Origin of the sequence: Nonomuraea aridisoli, from assembly GCF_003236395.1 — a bacterium.
Classification (GTDB): domain Bacteria; phylum Actinomycetota; class Actinomycetes; order Streptosporangiales; family Streptosporangiaceae; genus Nonomuraea; species Nonomuraea aridisoli.
This window is the reverse complement of the sequence record NZ_POUD01000376.1, coordinates 1-7344: the sequence shown is the minus strand read 5'-3', so window position 1 is coordinate 7344 and position 7344 is coordinate 1. Positions and strand designations below refer to the sequence as shown.

Here is a 7344-nt window from a genome sequence, read left to right as displayed (position 1 = left end):
GCCCCGGACCGCCTCCCCCCCACGGGACACACCGGCCCCGACCGGACCGGCATCCCAACGGACGCAGACGCCCCGGCCTGGCTCCTCCGGGCGCGGACACACGCGTCCCGGGTGGGTCCCACAGGACGCGGGCGGCCCGGCAGGGCTGCCCGGCTCGACTCCAGGCCCGGTAGCCCCACTGGACGCCGCCCGCTCGATCACCCAGATGGACGCCAGCGGGTGGCTCGTCCCGTTCCACGCCGTCGGTGTGCTTCCCGGGTCTGGCGGCCGAGCAGCGTCCACGACCGTGAGCTCGTACGGCAGGGCCCGTTCGATGCTGATGGGCGCCGAGGGCCCGGTGGTGGTCTCGAGCGGCTTGACCGGTCGCAGCGCCAGCCCGGGCGGCGCTCCTCCGAGCGGCACGTGATCGGTCACCCGCCGCGGGCCCGGGCTTGTGACCGCGTAAGCGTTCGTGGCGGTGAGAGCCGAGACGGGCGGCGTCGCCGGCGGGTGTGACGGGTCGGCGCGGCGGTGGGCGAGAGCTTCGGCGAGAGGCGGTCGCGTGGGGTCCGGCGGAGGCGTCGCCCGGTCAGCAGAGGTCCGCGACCTCGCTTCCACCACTGGTACATGCCGCAAAACGGTCACAGGCACGCTCCTTGACCCACCTTTTTCCATACTGTATACCGAATACACGGTGGGCCGCATCTCGCGGCCCATCTCGTGTACGGGCCCGTACACCTCCGACGCGAGAACGGAGCGCAGCATGAAGGTGGCTGTTCTTGGCGCCGGCGCCATCGGCGCATACGTGGGGGCCGCCCTCCACACAGCGGGAGTCGAGGTGCATCTCATCGCGAGAGGTGCGCACCTCGAAGCAATTCGCCGCGCCGGTGTGCGGGTGCTTTCCCCCAGGGGCGATTTCGTCGCCCATCCCCATGCCACCGACGACCCCAACCAGGTCGGGCCGGTGGACCACATCTTCCTGGGCCTCAAGGCGAACAGTTACGCCTCCGCAGGCCCCATGATCAGGCCGCTCCTCCACGAGACCACGAGCATCATCGCCGCCCAGAACGGCATCCCGTGGTGGTATTTCCACGGGCTCAAGGGCCCCTACGAGGGCTACCGCATCGAGAGCGTGGACCCGGGCGGCGCGGTGACGGCGGCCCTGCCGCTGCACCGCGCCATCGGATGCGTCGTCTACGCCGCGACCGAGATCGAGGAACCCGGCGTGATCCGCCACCTCGAAGGCACCCGATTCTCCATCGGCGAGCCCAACGGCAAGCTGACGGAGCGCTGCACGTCCTTCAGCGAGGCCGCCGTCGCAGGCGGCCTGAAGTGTCCTGTGGAGACCGACCTCCGCCGGGACATCTGGATCAAACTCATGGGAAACATTGCATTCAACCCGATCAGCGCCCTGGCCCGGGCGACGATGGCGGGCATCTGCCGCCACGACGGCGCCAGGGAGCTGGTCGTGGCCATGATGCAGGAGACCGTGGAGGTGGCCCGTCGCGTCGGTTGCGATCCGGGCATCTCCATCGAACGCCGCCTGCGCGGGGCAGAGAAGGCAGGCGAGCACAAGACGTCCACGCTCCAGGACCTGGAGAAGGGCAAGCCACTGGAGCTCGACGTGCTGCTGTCCGCGGTGGTCGAGCTGGCCGATCTCACCGGCGCCGAGGTTCCGACACTGCGTGCCATCCACGCGGTGAGCGACCTGCTGAACGAGAACCTTGCCCGTGCGGTTTAGCCCGGAATACCGTACATTGTATGCGGAATGGAGGGGATCATGAGCTTTGGCCGTCCGGCCATGGCCCCAACAGCGTCACGATGATCGGCACCAGAACTGTGGACTCCTGCTACCGCACCTGCCACGCGCCCAGCGTGGCAGGGCTTTCCGCCGTCTTCGGCACCTCGTCCCACCAGCAGATCGAGGACCCCGACGGCATCGTGACGCGGGGCTCGGCGGCCCGCCATTCCCTTTGGCCCGGCCTCGGCGTGGGCGCGGACATCCCGCCCGCTCACGCCGTCGCCCGGCGGATCGAGCACGCCACGGTGGGCTCCGAGGAGTTCGAGGAGTCGGTCGCGCCTTGGACGCTCGCCGTGGCCGGACAGGTGACCGGCGTACCCGCGGAGGCCATCCACGGGCCGGCCGCCGATGAGGGACAGACGCACGTCGGGTTCCCGCACGGGAACCGGACGCACGACTACACCGGTGAACGGCGCCTGCGCGACAGCGCCGTCGCGGTCGCGTAAGACGTCACCTCGGGCGTCGGCAACGGCTCTGCCGACGCGTGATCACCGAGGTGATGACGGGATGCCGATCGGCGCGCCGGGCCCCCAGCCGCCGACCGGCATCCCTATTTAATGGGCCTCGCTCCGCGAGGCCGGCACCCAAATACGGGACGGGCACCAGACGCGGTCCCCGCCCCTGAGCGCGGGGCGAGGTGGCACTCGTGAGGCGGTCTCACCGGACTGGGCAACGCTCGCGCACGTAAGGCAGATGCCCCCGACCGTGAGGCGAGGCCGGCACAGTGAGCCCGGCTGGGCAGGAGGCAAGCGGCCATCCGTGAGGCCGGCGGCCCTTCACATCGGCGCGTCTCGCGAACCCATGGCGGGTCCCAGATGTCAGTTACCACCCAGGCCCGTGAGGTGAAGGTGCCGTGCGGCCTTGCCTGTGGGGCGGGGCCGCTGGTGCACATCCGGGCCCGCACCGGACCCCGGCTGCGGCCTGGAGCGTTGGGGTGAATAGCGTCTTGTGGGGGCGGAGCCGGGGTGGGAGCGGATTTTGACAACCGTTTTCATTTCGGCGCATACTGGGTCGCATGATGTCAGGATTTTCCCGGGCTTGTGCCGCTCGTTCATTGGCTGGAACCGCCGCGCTGGCGGCCGCGCTGGCCACCGCCGCCTGCGGGAGCGGCTCCGCCCAGACCACCGCTGCAGAGACCGGGAAGCCGGAAGTGGTCGCCGCCTTCTACCCGTTGCAGTGGCTGAGCGAGCAGGTCGGGGGATCCGACGCCAACGTGACCGTGCTGACCGCGCCAGGTGTCGAGCCGCACGACCTGGAGCTGGGCATCAAGCAGGTCACCGACATCAAGAACGCCGCCCTCACCGTCTACATCAAGGGCATCCAGCCGGCCGTCGACGACGCCGTCGAGCCCGACACGAGCTTCGACGCCGCCACCGCCGTCACCACGCTCCCCGCCGGCGAGGACGAGCATGAGCACGAGCACGAGCACGAAGGAGAGAGCGAGGAGGAGCACGCCGAGCACGCGGACGTCTCGTACGACCCGCACATCTGGCTCGACCCCTCCCGCCTGGCCACCGTCGCCACCAAGCTCGGTGAGCGCATGGCCGCCGCCGACCCCGCGCACGCCCAGGGCTACCGTGACCGCGCCGCCAAGACGGCCGCCACCCTCACCGGCCTCGACCAGGAGCTCAGCCAGGGGCTGACCACGTGCCGGTCGAAGACGCTGGTCACCGCGCACGAGGCGTTCGGCTACCTGGCCGACCGCTACAAGCTCAAGCAGGTCGGCATCACGCTCGACCCCGAGATGGAGCCGTCCCCGGCGCGCCTGTCCGAGGTGGCCAAGCTGGCCAAGTCCGAGGGCGTCACCACGGTCTTCACCGAGTCTCTGGTCAGCCCGAAGGTGGCCGAGGTGCTGGCGAGCCAGGTCGGCGCGAAGACGGCCGTGCTCGACCCGCTGGAGAGCAAGCCCTCCGGAGACTACGTCTCGGCGATGCGCGATAACCTCAAAACCCTACAAACAGCACTGGGGTGTACGGCATGACTGAAACGGCCTTCTCGATGACCGGCGGCCGGGTCTCCTACGACGGCAAATCCGTCCTGCAGGGGATCGATCTGACCGTCAGTTCCGGGGAGGTCGTGGCCCTGCTCGGGGCCAACGGGTCGGGCAAGTCCACGCTGGTGCGCGCGCTGCTCGGCCTCACTCCGCTGAGCGGCGGGCGCACTCTCCTGTACGGCGTCCCGCCGGCGAAGTTCCGCGACTGGTGGCGCATCGGCTACGTGCCGCAGCGCCTCCAGGTGGGCGGCGGCGTGCCGGCGACCGTGCGCGAGGTGGTCGCCTCCGGCCGCATCGCCCGCCAGAGCCGTCTGCGCCGCACGAACGCGGCCGACCGGTCCGCCGTCGCGCAGGCACTGGAGGCCGTACGACTGACCGCGCGGGCGAACGACCCCGTCCAGTCGTTGTCCGGGGGCCAGCAGCAGCGGGTGCTCATCGCCCGGGCACTGGCCGGCGAGCCGGACACGTACGTGATGGACGAGCCCACCGCCGGGGTGGACGCCGAGACGCAGCAGCTGCTGGCCGACACGCTGGCGGGTCTGGTGCTCGGCGGGAAGACGGTGGTGCTGGTGGCCCACGAGCTGGGCCCGCTGGAGCCGATCATCACGCGCGGCGTGCTGATCCGCGAGGGCCGCGTCGTTCACGACGGGCCGCCGCCGCGCCCGGAGGGCGAGTGCGCCCGGCCGGGGCACGACCACCAGCACGCGCACGCGGTGGAGTCCGTCGCCGGGCCGCTCACCGGCTGGCAGGGGGAACCAAGGTGATCATCGAGCTACTCCAGGAGGAGCTCTTCCAGCTCGCGCTCGTCGCGGCGCTGCTGGTCGGGCTCTGCGCGCCCGCCGTGGGCACGTTCATCGTGCAGCGCCGTCTGGCGCTGCTCGGCGACGGCATCGGGCACGTGGCGCTGACCGGCGTGGCGCTGGGCTTCCTGACCGGCACCGCGCCCGTGCTCACCGCCGTGATCGTCTCCATCATCGGCGCCGTGGCCATCGAGCTGGTCAGGGCCAGGGGCCGGACGAGCGGCGACGTGGCGCTGGCGCTGCTGTTCTACGGCGGCATCGCGGGGGGCGTCATGCTCATGGGCATCGCGCCGGGCGGCAGCAACGCCAAGCTCAACTCCTACCTGTTCGGCGCCATCGCCAGCGTCACGCCCGAGGACATCTGGGTCATCGCCATGCTGGCCGTCGCGGTGATCGGGGTCGTCGTGGTGTTCGGCAGGGAGTTGTTCGTGCTCTGCCAGGACGAGGAGATGGCCAGGGCGAGCGGGCTGCCGGTGCGCTTCCTGAGCCTGCTGATCGCTATCACGGCGGCGCTCACCGTGGTCATCGCCATGCGGGTGGTCGGCCTGCTGTTGGTCAGCGCGCTCATGGTCATCCCGGTGGCCACCAGCCAGCAGCTCACCCGCGGGTTCCGCACCACGATGGGGCTGGCCATGCTGTTCGGGGTGCTCGCCTCCGTGGGCGGGCTGCTCGCCTCCACCTTCTCCACGAAGGTCCCACCGGGCGCCGCGATCGTCCTTCTTGCGCTCGCGGGCTTCGTCCTGGCCCTCGGAGTCGGTAAATTCGTACGGCGAGGCCGGACTCAGGAGTCTTCCGTGACAGATCGACCACAGTTGCGCGTCGAGGAGGTCGCATGACAACGAGGCGCGACGCCGTCCATGACACCCTCCGCAAGAGCGAGGGTTTCCGGAGCGCGCAGGACGTCTATGCCGAGATGCGCCTGCACGGCGCCAAGATCGGCCTGACCACCGTCTACCGCGCGCTGCAGGCGCTGGCCGACGGCGGCCAGGTCGACGTGCTGCGCACCGACGACGGCGAGTCCGTCTACCGTGCGTGCGCTACCGGCTCGCACCACCACCACCTGGTGTGCCGCCGGTGCGGCCGCACCGTCGAGGTGGCCGGGCCGGCCGTCGAGCGCTGGGCCGAGATGGTGGGCAGCGAGCACGGCTTCACCGAGATCACTCACACCGTCGAGGTCTTCGGCACCTGCGCGTCCTGCTCGGCGGCGGCCAAGGCGGGCTGAGAGCGGCGCGAGCCGTACAACACTCCGAGGACGACCACGGCGCAGCCGGCGAGCTGCAGCGGCGACGGGCGCTCCCCCAGGGCGAGCGCGGAGAGCGCCACGGTCGTCAGGGGCTGCACGAGCAGCAGCAGCGCGGTGAGCGCCGCGGGCTGCCTCGGCAGCGAGAACGTGATCAGCGACCACCCCACCACCTGCGGCCCCAGCGCGAGCAGCAGCAGCCATCCGTGAGCCGGCCATTCCGGCACGAAGTCGGCGCCGCCGAACACCGGGCTGAGCAGCGCGATGAGGATCGTGGCCACCACGGTCGCGTGCGCCAGCGGCCCGGCCGCGCGGCCCGATCCGCCCTTCATCAGCAGCAGGAACGCCGCGTACGACACCGACGTCGCCACCCCGGCCAGCACTCCCATAGCGGGGTCGCTCCCGTAGGCGGCGCTGTCGAACACCCCGGAGATCAGCACGACCCCGGCGAACACCACCGGGGTGCCGGCCATCAGCCGGGACGACGGCCGTTCCTTGAACAGCGCCCACGCGGCGAACGCCACGATGAACACCTGCAGGTTGCCCAGCACGGTCGCCAGGCCCGCGCCCACGTACTCGATCGCGTGGTGCCAGAAGAGCAGGTCGAGCGCGAACGTGACGCCGGCCGCCCAGGCCGGGATGAGCGCCTTGCGTGGCATCGGCCCCAGCCTGCGCCGTTCCAGCCAGGCCAGCAGCAGGATCGGCGGCACGGCGTACGCGCAGCGGAACAACGCCGAGGTCGCGGGCGCTACATCAGACAGCCGGACCAGCGGGCCGGAGGTCGAGATGATGAGTGCACCGACGACCGCGATCAGCACGATACGCCGATGTGCACTCACGGAAACCCCCCGACCCTCGCGCAAGAGATACGCTGCGATCACGCTAGAACCCGGCGCGACAGGAGTCAACATGCCGTTTGGCCATGACATGGTGCATTCTTTGGCCACCGTTGTCGAACTGGTCAACACCTCACCCGCCACCGGGGGCGAGGAGGGGCTGCCCGGCCTGGCGGAATTGCAGGCGTTCGTGGAGTCCCGGCAGGTCAGCGGGGTCCACACGCTCACGCCGCGCGACCTCGGCCAGGTGCGGATGGTGCGCGAGGCGTTCCACCGGGTCTTCACCGCGCCCGACCAGCCGACGGCCGTGCGCACCCTCAACGCCCTGCTGGCCGGCACGCGCATCACGCCCCGGCTGACCGAGCACGACGGGCACCCGCTGCACGTCCACTACTTCGCGGCCGACGCGTCGCTGGCCGAGCACGTGGCGGCCGACTGCGGGGTGGCGCTGGCCCACCTGCTGGTGGAGGGTGAGGCGGAGCGCCTGCGCACGTGCTCGGCGCCCGACTGCGAGCGCGTCTTCGTCGACGAGTCACGCAACCGCTCGCGCGTCTACTGCGACAGCCGCACGTGCGGCAACCGCATGCACGTGGCCGCCTACCGCGCCCGCCGCCGCGCCTGACCCCAGCCCCTCAACGGACGCACCCTCTCCCAGCCGCTCAAGCGCGCCACCCTGTCCCCCAACCGCTCAACGC

8 protein-coding genes are annotated in these 7344 nt (G+C 71.0%); 7 read left to right on the top strand and 1 reads right to left on the bottom strand.

The annotated features are described in order from the left end of the window. Window positions 1-742 precede the first annotated feature (742 nt). The 6 genes from C1J01_RS44430 to C1J01_RS44405 all read left to right on the top strand — a co-directional run bounded on the left by C1J01_RS44430 (window position 743) and on the right by C1J01_RS44405 (window position 5795). A complete protein-coding gene (locus tag C1J01_RS44430; RefSeq protein ID WP_111185032.1) occupies window positions 743-1720 on the top strand; it encodes a 2-dehydropantoate 2-reductase in 978 nt (325 codons plus the stop codon). 80 nt (window positions 1721-1800) lie between these two features. After that, window positions 1801-2226, top strand: a complete 426-nt coding sequence (locus C1J01_RS44425; RefSeq protein ID WP_181449308.1) for a hypothetical protein — start codon at window positions 1801-1803, stop codon at window positions 2224-2226. Window positions 2227-2834: 608 nt separating this feature from the next. Next, entirely contained in the window at window positions 2835-3761 is a 927-nt protein-coding gene (locus C1J01_RS44420) for a metal ABC transporter substrate-binding protein (RefSeq protein ID WP_235855083.1), read from the top strand. After that, a complete protein-coding gene (locus C1J01_RS44415) occupies window positions 3758-4537 on the top strand; it encodes a metal ABC transporter ATP-binding protein (RefSeq protein ID WP_111185035.1) in 780 nt (259 codons plus the stop codon). The genes C1J01_RS44420 and C1J01_RS44415 overlap by 4 nt, the downstream gene beginning before the upstream one ends. Further along, window positions 4537-5409, top strand: a complete 873-nt coding sequence (locus C1J01_RS44410) for a metal ABC transporter permease (RefSeq protein WP_111185034.1) — start codon at window positions 4537-4539, stop codon at window positions 5407-5409. Before C1J01_RS44415 ends, C1J01_RS44410 begins: the two co-directional genes overlap by 1 nt. Further along, window positions 5406-5795, top strand: a complete 390-nt coding sequence (locus C1J01_RS44405; RefSeq protein ID WP_111185031.1) for a Fur family transcriptional regulator — start codon at window positions 5406-5408, stop codon at window positions 5793-5795. Before C1J01_RS44410 ends, C1J01_RS44405 begins: the two co-directional genes overlap by 4 nt. Here C1J01_RS44405 and C1J01_RS44400 read toward each other — a convergent pair. Then, window positions 5735-6652, bottom strand: a complete 918-nt coding sequence (locus C1J01_RS44400; protein WP_235855082.1) for a DMT family transporter — start codon at window positions 6650-6652, stop codon at window positions 5735-5737. The genes C1J01_RS44405 and C1J01_RS44400 overlap by 61 nt on opposite strands. A 91-nt stretch (window positions 6653-6743) precedes the next feature. On the opposite strand from C1J01_RS44400, the gene C1J01_RS44395 reads away from it, so the two are divergent. Further along, window positions 6744-7271, top strand: coding sequence for a CGNR zinc finger domain-containing protein (locus C1J01_RS44395; RefSeq protein ID WP_328589741.1), 528 nt, complete (start codon window positions 6744-6746; stop codon window positions 7269-7271). Window positions 7272-7344 lie beyond the last annotated feature (73 nt).